The following is a 13,992-nucleotide window of genomic DNA, read 5'->3' on the forward strand; positions in this document are numbered from 1 at the left end:
GACCCTTCGTGAGAGTGACGCGCGTGGGAGCGGCGGCTCAGCGCCCGTTCTTGAGGGCGGCGCCGCATGCGACCACGTCGGTGTCGGCGCGTGCCGTGGTGTTGAGCGGGATTTCGGTGCGCAGTCCGGAAATCTTCGCGCCGCCGAACTCGCCGCCCTGGATGGTCACATCGGAGACCCGCTGTTCCATGTCATGGCCCAGCAGGAGCATCCCCTTCTGCCCCGGCTTGATGGTGATCCTGATGTCGCCGCTCTTCGACTCGGTGTTGGTCTCGCTGTACTGCGCGGAGGCGCCCACGCCCAGCTTGTCCTTGACCAGGGTGATATCGACGCTGGCACCGACATTCCAGCCCCAGCTGAAGGTGCGGGTGCCGCTGAGCGTCTGGTTTATTTCCGCGGCGCCGGGACTACAGTTCTGAATGGGACCGATGCCCATACCGGCGTTGTCCACGTCGAACCACTTGGTCACCTGCTTGGATTCCAGGGTCGTCGAGGAGCAGGACACCTTGCTGTCATTGCACTGTTCCAGTGCGCGCTTGACCTCTTCCGCGGAATTCACCTGGTAACCGTTATCGTAGGTGACGGAGGGGCTGCCTTCCTCCACCCACTTGTCGGTATGGCCATTGACGTCGGGGAGGGCGGAGCCCTGGGCGGCGGAGGCCGCGGGCGCCGCCAGGGCGAGCGCGGCGGCGACGGCGCCGAGGGTGAGCGCCATGCGGGATGCGGTGGTGGATGTGGGGATCAACGTTTCCTCGCTCTGTTCTGGGTCATTCCGCTGTGCAGGAAGGCGTGACGGCGGCGCTTCCTGCATTTCCGGGTGGTTCAGCAGCCGGTTTCCTGGAGCTTCGGCCGGTCGACGAGGCCGGTGATCTCGAAGCAGTGGTTTTTGTTGGTGTCGGTCACCGCGGCGGTGTCCACCGTGGCGTAGTCGACGATGCTGGTGCTGAGATCGATCTTTGCGCCGGTCGCTTCCTCGGGGAAATAAGCCTTCCAGGTGTCATTCACCGGCCGCACGTTGTGGCAGTAGTTCTTGCCCTCGGCATCACGCCACTTGTAGCAGGTATTGGCGAGGATGCCGGCGTGGTTGGTGATCTGGATGTAGTTCTGGGAACCCGCGTAAGCGGCGGGCGCGGAGAGTACGGTGGAGAAGCACGCGGCCCCCACCGCGAGAAGACCGAATACAGCCCGATGCTTGATCTGCACGGTAGTTACTCCCTCTTGCACTGTCCGGGGCGCCGGGGAAATTCGACGCCGTGCGATGAGTAAGTCATGAGGGAGCTGCCGAATCAATTGGATCCGGCTAAGACTTCGGTACCCGGAGATTCCTTTGCGGGGCAACCACGAGAAATGCCACGGGAAGACGGGAACCACGGCTTCGGACCACGAGGAACCACGGTTCCCGCGGCCGGCGGACCACGGGAGCGCCGGCCGCCCACGGCCATACCGAAAGCCCCTCACCCGAGGGAAGGTGAGGGGCCTCTGAGGTCTTCTGAGGGGCTTCGGAGGGGCGGCTTCCGACTGTGGGTGCGGGGCCATTGACCGTGCTGCCGCACTCAGGCGTCCGCCGGGTCGCTCCCCCCGCGGTGCCTGCCCGCTTCGGCCATCGCCGCCGCCAGGTGTGGGCGCCCGGTGATCCCCAGCTTGCGGTAGGCGCCGGTGAGATGGGTTTCCACCGTCCGCAGGGAGACGACGAGGAGTTCGGCGATCTGCTTGTTGCTGTATCCCTGGGCGGCCAGGGTGCCGACGCGTTCCTCCCCTGCCGTCAGCCCCCGGATTCCCTGGCTCCCGGAGCGGGCGACCCGGCCGCCGGCGAGGTGCAGCCCCTCCTCCAGCCGCGTGGCGAGCGCCGTGGCGCCGCACCCGACGGCGAGGTCCAGGCCCTCGCGCAAGGTTCTGCGGGCGCCGCGTTTGTCGTCCCGGCGGAGCAGAGCGACACCGAAATCGTGGCAGGCGCGGGCGAGTTCGAGGCGTGCGGGGGTGGGTCTGAGGACGGTCACGGCCTCGGCCAGCATGTCGAGCCCCCGGGAGCCCGCGGCCGCCGCGCCCGCCGCCCGCAGCGCCACCCCCAGGGCCCGCGGGAGCCGGCAGCGCCGGGCGAGGTCCAGCTCCTGCTCGGCCAGCGCCTGGGCCGACTCGGCTTCCCCCAGGGCGAGATGGACGGGGACCGCGCGGGAGCGCCACGGGGACATCGCCGGGCTGACCGTCCCCAGCGCCTCGCAGTGGTGACCGCACTCGCGGAGCAGGGAGAGCCCGGACCGCAGCTCGCCCTGGGCGATCCGCAGGGCGGCCAGGCTCATCAGGAACCGGGGCCGCTCCCAAGCCACTTCCGTCTGCCCCGCCACGGCATGCGAGACCGCGACCCGCTCGGCGGCCTCGACCCGGCCCTGGGCGAGCAGTGCGTCGATCCTGATCGTGTCCAGGGTCAGGGCGTACGGCAGCCGCCCGGTGGGGGACGCGTGGTCGGCGGCGTCCTGCGCCGCGGCGAGGGCCTCGGCGATATTTCCGCGGCGCAGTGCCAGCACGGCGCGGTAGACCGTCAGGGAGGAGACCAGCAGTTCCATGCCGCGGCCCGAGATCTCCCGGGTCAGATGGCGGTTGAGCCGGTCGGCGGTTTCGAGCTCGTCGAGGTACAGCAGTGTCTGGGCGACGAAGTAGTGCAGCGGGAACAGATCATGGGAGAACGCCGGCAGGTTGACGGACGCCCGCTCGATGAGAGCGGTGACGTACGGGGCGGGCAGGGCCGCCCGCAGGGCGTGGAAGGCGCGGATGGCGAGCAGTTGGCGTTCGCCCGCGGTGCGGTCGGCCGGGTCCTCGTCCCCGCCGGGGGACGGCGCCGCGGCCGGGCCGGTGACGGACGGCCGCTCGAACTCCATCCATGAGCGCAGCGCGCCCATCCGCAGTGCCAGCTCGCGGTCGGCGGCACCGGGGCCCGAGCTGAGCCGTTCGCTTAATGCCGCGATCTTCCGGTCCACGCTCGACAGGTCCGTCCGCGACCCGCGGGAGAGGAGCAGGGAGTAGGCCAGCACCCCCAGGGCGTCGCTGCGGGCCGCCTCGTCGGTCAGCCCTTCCAGCGCGCCGGTGACGCAGGAGATGGCCAGCGCGGCATCGTAATGGCTGGCCGCGGTGCCCAGTTCCAGGAGCACCCGGGCGCGCTCGGGCTCGTCCAGCGGCTGGTGCAGCGCGGAGCGCAGATAGGTCACGGCGGTCTCCGGTGCCCCGCGGCGCAGTGCCTCGGTGGCCGCCCGGCGCAGCGCCGGCAGGACCCAGGAACCGTGGACGGGGCCGGCCGCCAGCAGATGGGCCGCGACCTCCTCGTCGGGGCGCCCGCTCAGACAGGACACCTGGGCCGCCCGCGCATGCCCGACGCCGAGTTCCTCGGGGGACAGCGTGGCCAGCACGGTGTCGCGGACGACGGGGTGGGTGAAGCGGGGGTCGCCGTCCGCCCGGAGCAGGCCGAGCGACCGCAGTTCCTCGGCGGCGGACTGCACCACGGCCCGCCCGGTCCCGCAGTGCGCGGCGAGCAGTTCCGGGGGCTTGCGGTCGCCCAGGAAGGCCAGTGCCCGCGCCAGCGCCACGACCTCGTCGGACGCCTGGCAGAGCCGGTGCGAGATCTCCCCGCCGAGGGTGGAGAGGGTGACCGTGGGGATCCGGTCCCGGAATTCCGTCGTGGGCTTCACACCGCTGCGTTGTGCCTGGTGGAGCAGGGCGCGGACGAACAGCGGATGCCCGCCGGTGGCGGCGTGACAGGCGGCGCAGAACGCCGCGTCGGGCTCCTCGGCTCCCCAGAGCGTCCGCACCAACTGCCCGACGCCGTCCACGTCGAGCGGCTCCACGACGAGGGTGCGGCAGTTCGCGGGCCGGACGAGCTCGGCGAACAGCGGATCAAGCCGTCGGCCCTCGGCGCTACGGGTGGTGACGGCGATCAGCACGGGGTGACTGTCCGCCCGCCCGATGAAGTGGACCAGCCAGCGCAGGGACGGCTGATCGATCCACTGGAGGGCGTCCACGGCCAGGAGCAGGGGCTGCCGGCGGGCCAGCCGGGCGACCAGTGCGTCCAGTTCACGCAGCGTCGAGGCCGTCACATTCGCGTTCTCCGGCAGCGGATCCGTGGCGGCGTCGTCCAGGGCCCGCAGCGTGGCCGCCGCCGGCCCTGCCAGCAGGTGTGCCCGCTCGCTGTCGGAGACCGCGGCCAGCAGCGGTTTGAACAGCTGCCGGACGGCACCGAAGGCGAAGGCGCGCTCCAAGGGGTGGCAGCGGGCCCGCAGCACTCGGAACTGCCCGTTACGGTCCCACCAGGTGCTCAGCAGGGCCGATTTGCCGATGCCGGCCGACCCTTCGAGCTGTACGACGCGAGTACGGCCGGACAACACGTCGGCGGCCACGGCGTCCATGGCAGCGAGTTCGCGTTCGCGCCCCACCAACGGCCAGTCGTCACCGCACGCGTCACGGGAATGTGCGAACGTCACCAGTTGCTCAACTCTCGTCGTTCTCGTCTGTTTTCGAGACGTTCCGATGAGGACCGCGGTTGCCTGAGCCGGTCGCCAGATGTCCGCCCACAGCCGGAACCTGCCCTTACATCCCGGCGACGCGTGCAACCATGTCGCAACCTTGCACGGAGTTAACTGGACCGCCGCCGGGACGGCTCGGCGGGCACGGTCCGGGCACGCACAGGCGGGCCCGGGCGGCTGCCCCGGCCCGCCGCTCGACATCCGTTTCCGCCGGTCAGGAGCGGAATGCCCAGGAGAGGACGACACATGTACCCACCGGGGACCAAGAATCTGCCGGTCAGCCGCCCCGCGACGCAGCCGGGCCGGTTCTGATGGCCGGCGGCGACGGGTGCGAGACGGCCGCTCCGGACCCCGAGGCCCCGGAGGGCCCGGCGCGGATCGGGCTCACCGCGGCGGCGACCGAACTGCTGCGGCTGCTGCGGAAGGAGCACGGCCCGCTGATGTTCCACCAGTCCGGCGGCTGCTGCGACGGCAGTGCCCCCATGTGCTACCCGGCGGGGGAATTCCGTACGGGATCGTCGGATGTGCTGCTGGCCCGGCTGGGTGTGGAGGGCGTGCGGGAGCCGGTGGACTTCTGGATGTCGGCCGACCAGTTCGCGCGCTGGCAGCACACGCACCTGACGGTGGACGTCGTACCGGGGCGGGGCAGTGGGTTCTCGCTGGAGGCGCCGGAGGGGGTGCGCTTTCTGATCCGCTCGCGGTTGTTCACCGAGGAGGAACGCGCGGGTCTCGGCGACTGAAGGGGCGCTCGCGGGCCGCCGGGAGACGCCGGGCGGGCACAGAGTGAGGCCCCACGCACGGGGGAGAGCGTGGGGCCTCACTTGTAGAAACGGGTGGCGGGCGGTTCAGGTTCCCGCACGGTGAAGATTTCGCGAGAAAATCTTGTACGGACCGCGCGGTGCCGGTCCGCCTCGCCCCTCAGGCCTCGCCCTGCACCAGCCGTTCCAGCATCTTCTGGAAGTCCGCGTCCGCCACCACCCGCAGCCCGTCCCCGTCCGGCTCGCTCAGCGGGGTCATTACACCCCGGCGCCACCAGAACACCCTGGGGCTGATCGCGCCCGCCGCGTCCTCGTGACCGGCCGCCGCGAACTGCGCCATGGCCTGAAGCGCCGGGATGACCTGCGCGTCGTGGATACGGTGGAACGCCAGCTGGTGCCGGAAGGGCAGGGCGACCAGCGCACCGTCCGGCGTGAGCTCGGTGCCCATGAGCCGCTGCACCAGCTCGTCCAGGACCAGCACCCGGCTCGCGGTGAAGAACGAGTCGCCGAGCAGCACCTCGAACGCCGAGCCGTCACCGCGCCGCACCGTCTCATGCCCTTCGACCGGCAGCGCCCGCAGATTGTTCATCGCCCGGATCCGCAGCTCGGCCACGTCCCCGAGATCGGTCAGCGAGTCCTCGCTGAGCATCTGCACCGCCTCCGGGAGGTCGAGGGCGAGCACCTCCCGCAGCCCCGGCGCCGGCGCGCGGCCGTAGCGGAAGGAGTCCGAGGCGGGCAGCGTCTCCTGGGCGACCACACGGGGGTACAGACAGGCCCGGATCTCATCCTCGCTGAGGATCTCCAGCGGCTGCGGGCCGTCCATCGTACGGAGCACCTTGCCGACATGATCCCGGATCAGCGCGGGCCAGCTGCGCTCCCCGCGCCGGTCGCGGTGACACACCGCGGCGAGGTTGCCGAGGCCGAACTGCCGGCCCGCGGAGTCGGTGACCACGCCCGCGTACGCGGTGACTTCGAGCCCCTTTTCCGCGAAGGCCTGCCGGACCTGTGATCTGAAGACCCCGCCCTCGCGCTCGGAGAAGAAGCTGAACTCCCCGTCGCGTGCCAGGTCGCGGGAATCCCGCTTCGGTCCTCGGCGGAACAGGCCCATCTCTTCCTCCCGGCAGCGGCCACGCACAACGGCCATGAATGGGCCGATCGTAACGGGTGCCCCGCCGGCCTCGTCGCTCTGCTCGCCGCCGTTCACGGAGGTGACCGGCGCAGGGAGACGGGGCGGCGGGGACCGGAGGGAGGAGGAGACGGGTCGGCCCTCAGCCGCCGATCGTGACGTCGATACAGGCGTAGAAGGCATTCGCGGTATCGGAGATGTTCCAGACCGCGAGGATCTTCTGCTTGCCGGTGATGCCGCCGAAGTTGACGGTGTGCGAGACCGTCGCCGGTGGCTGCGCCCCGCCGTCGTTGAACTCGGCGACCTTCTTCCCGCCGACGAAGTACTGCCAGGTGCTGGTGGAATGCCGGGCGGTCAGCCGCCAGTTGAAGGTCTGTGAGCTGCCGATCGGGGTGACCTTCCAGCCCCTGCTGTCATCGTCGAGCTCGGCGAATCGGCTGTTGCCGCCACTACAGCTGGTCAGCCCCTTCGGGCCCTCGACGCTCTGCGGCTCCCACTTGATCGGACCGCAGTCAATACTGCCCGCGGCGCACTGCGCCTGCCTGCTGGGCGGCGAGGACACATAGCCGTGCGCACTCGCCGGACCGGCCGGCAGGGTGACGACGAGCAGCGGGGCGATTCCCGCACCGAGCGCGAGGGCCAGCTTTCTTTTTCTGCGCATGTCAAACCTTTCGCGAGAGAGGCCGCCACACGAGAGCGGCGGACCCGACGCCGCCGCGGCGCCGCACGTCCGCCCCGGGAAGCCTCGTTGAGGAGGGTGAATGACGCGAAGGTGCACACCAATTGGTCTAGACTTTACTCCCTGACCGCGTACGGTCAAGAGGCGCGGCACTGCGTTGCCAGGGCGGCGGCAGGCCGTGCGGGAAGTGGCACGTGCCGGACCTTCAGGTGCTCAACTGACCTTGTCTGCAGACTTCCTGACGTGACGTCAGGACTGCAAGGCGCCCCTGGTCAGTGGGCCGCAGCGACCCCGGCCGGCGCGCTGGAGGCCCGGACCACCAGCCGCGGTGCCAGCCGGACCGTGCGGCGTGGGCCGGGCTCCGCGGCGGACGGCCGGCGGCTCAGCAGACGGGCGGCCTCGGCGGCCAGTTCGCCGACCGGCTGGCGGACGGTGGTCAGCGCCGGGTCGGCGAGGCCGGCGAGCGGGATGTCGTCGAAGCCGGTGACGGCGACCTCGCCCGGTACGTCCGCGCCGAGCTGGCGCAGACGCTGAAGGGCACCGGCGGCGATGAGGTCGTTGGCGCAGATCAGGGCGTCCGGCCGGGAGGGCCAGACACGGTCGACGGCGGCCCGTCCCCACTCCACCGAGAAGTCGCCGAGCTCGACGCGCCCGGGGGCCGTGGGGTCCAGCGCCGCGGCCCCCGCCTCGTACGCTGCACGCCGTTCGACCGCGGCCGACGCGGTCCCGGCGGCTCCCACGAAGCATGGGCGGCGGCGGCCGGTGGCGGCCAGGTGATCGAGTACGAGGGCCATCCCGGCGGCGTTGTCGACGGCGACGGAGTCGGCGACGCCGGGGCCGCAGCCGCGGTCGAGCAGCACCAGCGGCACCTGCGCGGCCGCGCTCGCCACCGCCTCCCGGCTGCGCCGCTCATCGACGGGTATCAGCAGCAGCGCATCGACCTGCCGTCCCAGGAGCGCGCCGATCCGGGCCGCCTCGGTGACCGGGTCGTCGTCGCAGTCGGCGAGCAGCACGGCCCGCCCCTCGGCGTGCAGCGCATGCTCCAGCTCCCGGACGAGGGAGGGGAAGAACGGGTTGGTGATCTGCGGCAGGACGAGACCGACGGTGCCGGTGGAGCGGCTGCGCAGGGCGCGGGCCACATGGTTGGGGCGGTAGCCCAGCCGCTCGGCCGCCTCGCGTACCGTGCGGGCGGTCTCGACGCCGACCGGACGGGTGCCGGCCAGCACACGGGAAACCGTGGCGATCGAGCAGCCCGACGCCAGCGCGACGTCTTTCAGCGTGACTTCGGCCACCGTCTCCCGGCTCCCTTCGCTCGGCCCGCTTGAACCGGGGGGAGCATACGCTCCCGTGTCCGCCTGGCAAACGTTGTCCCACGCGAGGTGGTTCTCCTCGCCACACCGGCAGCACTTTGTCCCGATAGCGCCCGGTAGAGCAGAGATTGAACCGTTGACAACCGGCCAGTCCATGGGTCAAGTTTCCGGAGAACGTTTTCCCGTGTTGCTCGCTCGTGGCTGACTTCCCGCCCGGGCTCGCCATGGGTGACCGCCGGGCGCGCTGTGCACCGGAGCCCATGCCGGCCCCGCACCACCACTCCGCACGACACTTCCGAGCAGCAGAGCAAAGGGGCTCTTCCGTTGGCCAGAAAGATCATCCTCGACTGCGATCCGGGGCATGACGATGCGATCGCCATACTCCTGGCACATGGCAATCCCGATGTCGAGCTGGTCGCCGTGACGACCGTGGTCGGGAACCAGACGCTGGAGAAGGTGACCCGCAACGCGCTGTCCGTGGCGCGGATCGCCGGGATCACGGGCGTGCCCTTCGCCGCCGGCTGCCCGCGTCCGCTGGTCCGGGCCATCGAGACGGCGCCGGACATCCACGGCGAGACCGGTCTGGACGGCCCGGAGCTGCCCGAGCCGGCCATCGAGCTGGACCGCCGGCACGCGGTGGACCTGATCATCGACACCGTGATGTCGCACGAGCCCGGCGAGATCACCATCGTGCCGACCGCGGGGCTGACGAACATCGCGCTGGCCGTGCGCAAGGAGCCGCGGATCGCGGAGCGGGTCCGCGAGGTCGTCCTGATGGGCGGCGGCTACCACGAGGGCAACTGGAGCGCGGTCGCCGAGTTCAACATCATCATCGACCCCGAGGCCGCGCACATCGTCTTCAACGAGCGCTGGCCGGTCACCATGGTCGGCCTGGATCTGACGCACCAGGCACTGGCGACCCCCGAGGTCGATGCGAAGATCGCCGCGGTCGGCACCCGCCCCGCCAAGTTCGTCGGTGAGCTGCTGGACTTCTTCCGCGAGGCATACCGCGAGAACCAGGGCTTCGACCACCCGCCGGTGCACGACCCGTGCGCGGTGGCGTATGTGATCGACCCGGACGTGATGACCGTGCGCAAGGCCCCGGTGGACATCGAGCTGCGCGGTGCGCTGACGGTCGGGATGACCGTGACGGACTTCCGTGCGCCCGCCCCCGAGGACTGCACCACCCAGGTCGCGGTCACGCTCGACCACGAGCGGTTCTGGAACCTCGTCGTGGACGCGCTCGAGCGGATCGGCGACGTCGAGGCATGAACGCTCCCACCGAGATGAACGCTCCCGACGAGATGAGCACCGCCACCGAGAAGAGCACCGTCACCGCGATGAGCACCGCCACCACCCGGCGCCCCGCCGAGGGGACCGGCGGCGGATCCGGGGTCCGTATAGGCGTGCTGGTCACCGCGCTGCTCGCGGCCTGTTTCGCCTTCCAGCTCAACGCCAGCATGCTCAGCCCCGCGCTGAAGAACATCGAGGACACCCTCGGCGCCAGCTCCGCGGAGATCGGCCTCACCCAGACCGCGTTCTTCACCTCCGCGGCGCTGTTCTCGCTCTTCCTCCCGCGGCTCGGCGATGTTCTCGGGCGCCGCCGGGTGCTGGCCGGAATGCTCGGCCTGATGGTCGCCGGCTGTCTCGTCGCCGCGCTGGCGACCAGCGTGCCGATGCTGTTCGCCGGCCGGGTCATCCAGGGTGTCTCCGGTCCGGTCGTCCCGCTGTGTCTGATCATGCTGCGGGTGGAGGTGCAGGAGCCGAAGCGGTACGGCACCCTGCTGGGCGTGATCACCGCCGTCAACGGCGGGATCGCCGGTGTCGACTCCCTCGCGGGCGGCTACCTGGCCGACAGCCACGGCTTCCAGTCGGTGTTCTGGGCGATGGCGGTCGTCGCCGCCCTGGCCGCCGTCCTGGTCGCCACCCTGACCCGCGAGTCGAAGGCGCCCGCCGCGACCCGGATGGACTGGCCCGGGGTCGCGCTGCTCGTGGTCTCGGTCGGCTCGCTGCTGATCGCGCTCAACGAGGCGGGCAAGCTGGCCGCCGCCAACTGGCCGCTGATCGCCGTCCTGCTGGTCCTGTCCGCGGCCGCCTTCGCACTGTTCTGGCGGACCGAGAACCGCAGCGGGCACCCCCTGGTCGCCACCCGGCACCTCAAGCAGCGGGCGACCTGGGCGACCCTGCTGACCACCGTGCTCACCATGACCGGGGTGTTCGCCGTCATGAACGGACTGATCCCGGCCTTCGCGCAGGACGCCGAGGCCGGACTCGGCATGAGCGCCGAACAGTCCGCGTGGTGGACGCTGTCGCCGTACGCGCTCGCCGGACTCGCCATGGGCCCGCTGGCCGGCCGCCTGGCCGCCACCTTCGGCTACGGCCGGGTCCTGCGGTGCGGCCTGATCGGGTCGGTGGCGACCGTGGCGCTGATGCTGTTCACGATGCCCAGCCAGTCGCAGATCCTGCTGCTGGTGACGTCCGTCCTGGTGGGCATCGCCTACGCGGGCGTGGCGAACATCGTCCTCAACGGGCTGGGCATCGTCCTCTCCCCCAGCGAGAACCCGGGCTTCCTGCCGGGTCTGAACGCGGGCGCCTTCAACCTCGGCGCGGGGCTCAGCTTCGCGCTCCTGTACGCGGTCAAGACCGCCGCGTCACCGGCGGACCCGTCGTCCTCCGGCGGCTACACCGCCGGCATGATCGCGGGCGTGGTCATCCTCGCGGCGGCCATCGCGACGTCCTTCCTGATCCCGAAGCCGGTGGCGGCCGAAGCACAGGGCTGAGACGCAGGACTGAAGCGCAGGACTGAAGCGCAGGACTGAGGCGCAGGCCGGACACCACGGGCCGCCCGCCGACCGCGAAATCCGGTCGGCGGGCGGCCCGTTGCGGTGTCCGCCGCCAGTGGTATCCGACGCCAGTGGTATCCGCCGTCAGTGCTGTCCGACTCAGTGGTGTCCGCGTGCAGTGTCCGCGGCCCCGCCGAAGAGCCGGGCCACGGCGCGGAACGGCAGGGTGACGACGGTGGCGACGGCACCACCGATCGACCGGAGAACGTCGGCGATCGCATGCAACATGAGTGCACCTCCGTCATGACCGTCCGGCGCACCTGAAGTGCCGCCGCCGGCCGGGTCGATGGGCCGGGGTCGATGGTCCGGGAGCGCCTGCCGGGCGGCAGATCACCCGGTTGTCGCGTCCTCCGTCCAGCGCAGGATGGCGCCGAGCCCGCCGGACGGTGCCCGCTCGGGGTCACGGACCACCACGATGTCGGCGCCGCTCGCCGCCGCCGACCGCACCAGTGCGTCGTCCGCCCGTGCGGCGGCCGGACGCGTCTCGCCGAGGTACGGCAACTCCGTTCCCCGTACGCCGAGTTGATCGGCTTCGGAGCCCACCCAGACCTGCCGGGCGATGTCCGAGCCGTGCGGGCTGACGAGCAGGGTGTCGATCCGGTGTTCCCGGGCCGCCTCGACCAGGGCGGGGATGCCGGCCGCGGCGTGCGGGGCGCTCTTGCCTCCCGGCCCCGCACCGGTGCGGAAGCGGTCCGCCACCTGCGCGATGTGCTCACGCTCCTGAACTGCCCTGACCTGGGCGATGTCCCGGTCCACCAGCGTACTCTCGGCGCCGGGGGCCCGCCCGCCGTGTTCGCTCTCGTAGGTGAGGGCGCGCAGCGGTTCGGGCAGCTTGTCGTGCACCAGGTGGCGTTCGCGGGCCTCGCCGATCAGGACGATGGCCTCGGCGGCGCACTCCTCGAACGCCTTGCGCACCGCATCGGCGATCTCTCCCGCGGTGTGCTCCCAGGTGTTCTCCACCTTGGCCCGGAAGTGGCCTTCGGACCAGTCGCCCGAGGCGGTGCGGTGCAGGGGCCAGTCGGCGCCGCTGACCTGACCGGCGTCCTCGGTGCCCCGTTCGCCGAGGACGGCGAAGTCCGCTCCCGCACGGTCCAGACGGACGACCAGGCAGACCGGGTCGTCGCCGACCGCCGCCAGGAAGGGAGTGACTCTGGGCACCGGCCCCCAGGCCGCGAACGGGGTGGCAGGAGGCCCGGGAAGCGGGGTGTCGAGCACGATCTCACCATGGGCGGCGAACAGCACCCGCCCGGAGTGCTCCCCGGACTCGCCTTCGTGCCGTGTGAGCAGTGCTTCGTGCACCGCACCGCAGGTGGCCTCGTCCGCGCCGAGCGCGAACAACTGCGCCGTGGTGGCGCTCGCCGTCAACTCTTGCTGTTTCGCGGCGTCCTCGGTGCTGGGCGAGATATCGGCATAGACGGATGCCCAGGGGCCTGGCCGGTCGATGACCGGTTGCAGGAGCGAGATTCGCATGGCGCTGCCTCCTTGGCTTCCTCGGATTCCGTGGATTCTCCTGTGGTACGTGAGCCGTCATCGGTGGGCTGCCTTACGAATTCCCGTTCCCGAAAGGCGTATGCATCCAGGGCATATGCATCTGTCGTTACGTTCCGTACCTGGCCGCGTGATTTCCGTGGGCATGGTGGAAACAGTGCTGCCGGGTTGTTAGGGCTGGGGGACCAGGGAAACTGGGAGTAACGCGACGGGTCTGTATGACTCGTGGAGCCGGAGGCACCCATGGTCATGGAACACGGAACGGACAAGACCGGCCCCGCCCGGGACGAGATGATGAAGAAGCAACTACGGGGGCAATTGACGGCGGAGCGCGCTCTGCGAACGGACGAGGAGCATGAACTCCAGCCGGCGGGCGAGGACCAGCCGGTGGCGGCGTGGTCACCCGAGAGCGAATTCCGGGGCGGCACACCGAGCGGCATGACCGAGGAGGACGTGGGACTGCGCTCCGAACTCGCCCAGCACCTCGGGCGCAGCCTGTACCCGGCCGACAAGTACACGATCATCGAGACCCTGCGCCGCAACAACGCACCGGACCGGCTGATCGCCATGGCCGAGCGGCTGCCCGCACACGAGCGGTTCGGCAATGTGCAGAGCATCGCCGAGGCCGTCGGGATCGCGACGGAACACCGGCGCGCCTGAGGCCGGGCCCGGTCCGCGCATCCTGGCGCTGCCGGGAGCCACCAGGAGGCGGACAATTGGTCGTAGCGCACCTGCCGCACCCCGCGGCCGGGCGGATGGACGGGAAGAGGGAGGGCGGTTATGTCCGACGACGCGATGGGCGACGAGGTCTACCAGCCGCCCAGATCCGATCCCCGGGACAACCCCAACGCCCTCGACATGGAGGACGCCCTCGACGAGCCGGACCTCGACGAGACGCTGGACACCGGCTATTCGCCGCCCGAGCGGCCCTTCGTGGTGAACCACGAGGGGACCACCGCGCGCGAGCTGCACGACCGTGAATCGCTGGAGCACCGGCTGTCGGTGGAGGTACCGGAGGTCTGCGCACCCGACGGCGACGGGATCGGCGATCTCCCGGACGGCGTGGGGGAACCGACCGACCTCGAATGCGGCGACGAGCGGGCCGGCCGGCTGGTGGGCTCCGACGAGGGGTTCTGGCGCGGCGGCAGCAATGACATCGCGGCCCGGGACGTCGGGATCGACGGCGGCGCCGCGTCGGCGGAGGAGGCGGCGGTGCATATCGCCCGGGATGACGCGGGGGACGGGGACAGGGAGGGCTAGGAGGATTCCAAGCGCCCTCG

13 protein-coding genes are annotated in these 13,992 nt (G+C 71.0%); 5 read left to right on the forward strand and 8 right to left on the reverse strand.

Annotated features, from left to right (window positions below; all coding sequences use genetic code 11):
• Positions 1-37: 37 nt before the first annotated feature.
• The 3 genes from AC3EUV_RS20095 to AC3EUV_RS20105 form a co-directional block, all read right to left on the reverse strand.
• Positions 38-715, reverse strand: coding sequence for a hypothetical protein (locus AC3EUV_RS20095; RefSeq protein WP_432142913.1), 678 nt, complete (start codon positions 713-715; stop codon positions 38-40).
• 107 nt (positions 716-822) lie between these two features.
• Positions 823-1,203: a hypothetical protein gene (locus AC3EUV_RS20100; protein WP_432142912.1), complete on the reverse strand. Its 381-nt coding sequence runs from the start codon at positions 1,201-1,203 to the stop codon at positions 823-825.
• Between the two features lie 350 nt (positions 1,204-1,553).
• The gene (locus AC3EUV_RS20105) at positions 1,554-4,466 is read right to left on the reverse strand and encodes a helix-turn-helix transcriptional regulator (RefSeq protein WP_435603495.1); all 2,913 of its coding nucleotides are present in this window, start codon (positions 4,464-4,466) and stop codon (positions 1,554-1,556) included.
• 353 nt (positions 4,467-4,819) lie between these two features.
• Here AC3EUV_RS20105 and AC3EUV_RS20110 point away from each other — a divergent pair, with 353 nt between their 5' ends.
• Complete coding sequence (locus tag AC3EUV_RS20110; RefSeq protein WP_435603496.1) at positions 4,820-5,248, forward strand: DUF779 domain-containing protein; 429 nt, start codon at positions 4,820-4,822, stop codon at positions 5,246-5,248.
• Positions 5,249-5,426: 178 nt separating this feature from the next.
• On the opposite strand, the gene AC3EUV_RS20115 is transcribed toward AC3EUV_RS20110, so the two are convergent.
• From AC3EUV_RS20115 to AC3EUV_RS20125, 3 genes are all read right to left on the reverse strand, one after another.
• Complete coding sequence (locus AC3EUV_RS20115; RefSeq protein WP_435603526.1) at positions 5,427-6,374, reverse strand: hypothetical protein; 948 nt, start codon at positions 6,372-6,374, stop codon at positions 5,427-5,429.
• Between the two features lie 160 nt (positions 6,375-6,534).
• A complete protein-coding gene (locus tag AC3EUV_RS20120) occupies positions 6,535-7,053 on the reverse strand; it encodes a lytic polysaccharide monooxygenase auxiliary activity family 9 protein (protein WP_435603497.1) in 519 nt (172 codons plus the stop codon).
• Positions 7,054-7,343: 290 nt separating this feature from the next.
• Positions 7,344-8,363: a LacI family DNA-binding transcriptional regulator gene (locus AC3EUV_RS20125; RefSeq protein WP_432142908.1), complete on the reverse strand. Its 1,020-nt coding sequence runs from the start codon at positions 8,361-8,363 to the stop codon at positions 7,344-7,346.
• 342 nt (positions 8,364-8,705) lie between these two features.
• On the opposite strand from AC3EUV_RS20125, the gene uriH reads away from it, so the two are divergent.
• Both uriH and uriT read left to right on the forward strand, forming a co-directional pair.
• Positions 8,706-9,653: a uridine-preferring nucleoside hydrolase UriH gene (uriH, locus tag AC3EUV_RS20130; RefSeq protein WP_432142907.1), complete on the forward strand. Its 948-nt coding sequence runs from the start codon at positions 8,706-8,708 to the stop codon at positions 9,651-9,653.
• Between the two features lie 68 nt (positions 9,654-9,721).
• A complete protein-coding gene (uriT, locus tag AC3EUV_RS20135; protein WP_432142983.1) occupies positions 9,722-11,161 on the forward strand; it encodes a uridine transporter UriT in 1,440 nt (479 codons plus the stop codon).
• A gap of 162 nt (positions 11,162-11,323) precedes the next feature.
• Here uriT and AC3EUV_RS20140 read toward each other — a convergent pair whose 3' ends face one another.
• A complete protein-coding gene (locus tag AC3EUV_RS20140; protein WP_387236620.1) occupies positions 11,324-11,452 on the reverse strand; it encodes an LPFR motif small protein in 129 nt (42 codons plus the stop codon).
• Positions 11,453-11,554: 102 nt separating this feature from the next.
• Positions 11,555-12,694 carry a baeRF2 domain-containing protein gene (locus tag AC3EUV_RS20145; protein WP_432142906.1) on the reverse strand — a complete coding sequence of 380 codons (1,140 nt, stop codon included), beginning with the start codon at positions 12,692-12,694 and terminating at the stop codon, positions 11,555-11,557.
• 261 nt (positions 12,695-12,955) lie between these two features.
• Between AC3EUV_RS20145 and AC3EUV_RS20150 the strand changes: the two genes are divergently transcribed.
• Together AC3EUV_RS20150 and AC3EUV_RS20155 are read left to right on the forward strand one after the other, a co-directional pair.
• The gene (locus AC3EUV_RS20150) at positions 12,956-13,372 is read left to right on the forward strand and encodes a DUF2795 domain-containing protein (protein ID WP_435603498.1); all 417 of its coding nucleotides are present in this window, start codon (positions 12,956-12,958) and stop codon (positions 13,370-13,372) included.
• 120 nt (positions 13,373-13,492) lie between these two features.
• On the forward strand, positions 13,493-13,972 hold the full coding sequence (locus AC3EUV_RS20155) for a DUF5709 domain-containing protein (RefSeq protein WP_432142904.1): 480 nt from the start codon (positions 13,493-13,495) through the stop codon (positions 13,970-13,972).
• Positions 13,973-13,992: the final 20 nt, after the last annotated feature.

It is taken from the genome of Streptomyces sp. bgisy130 (assembly GCF_057708345.1).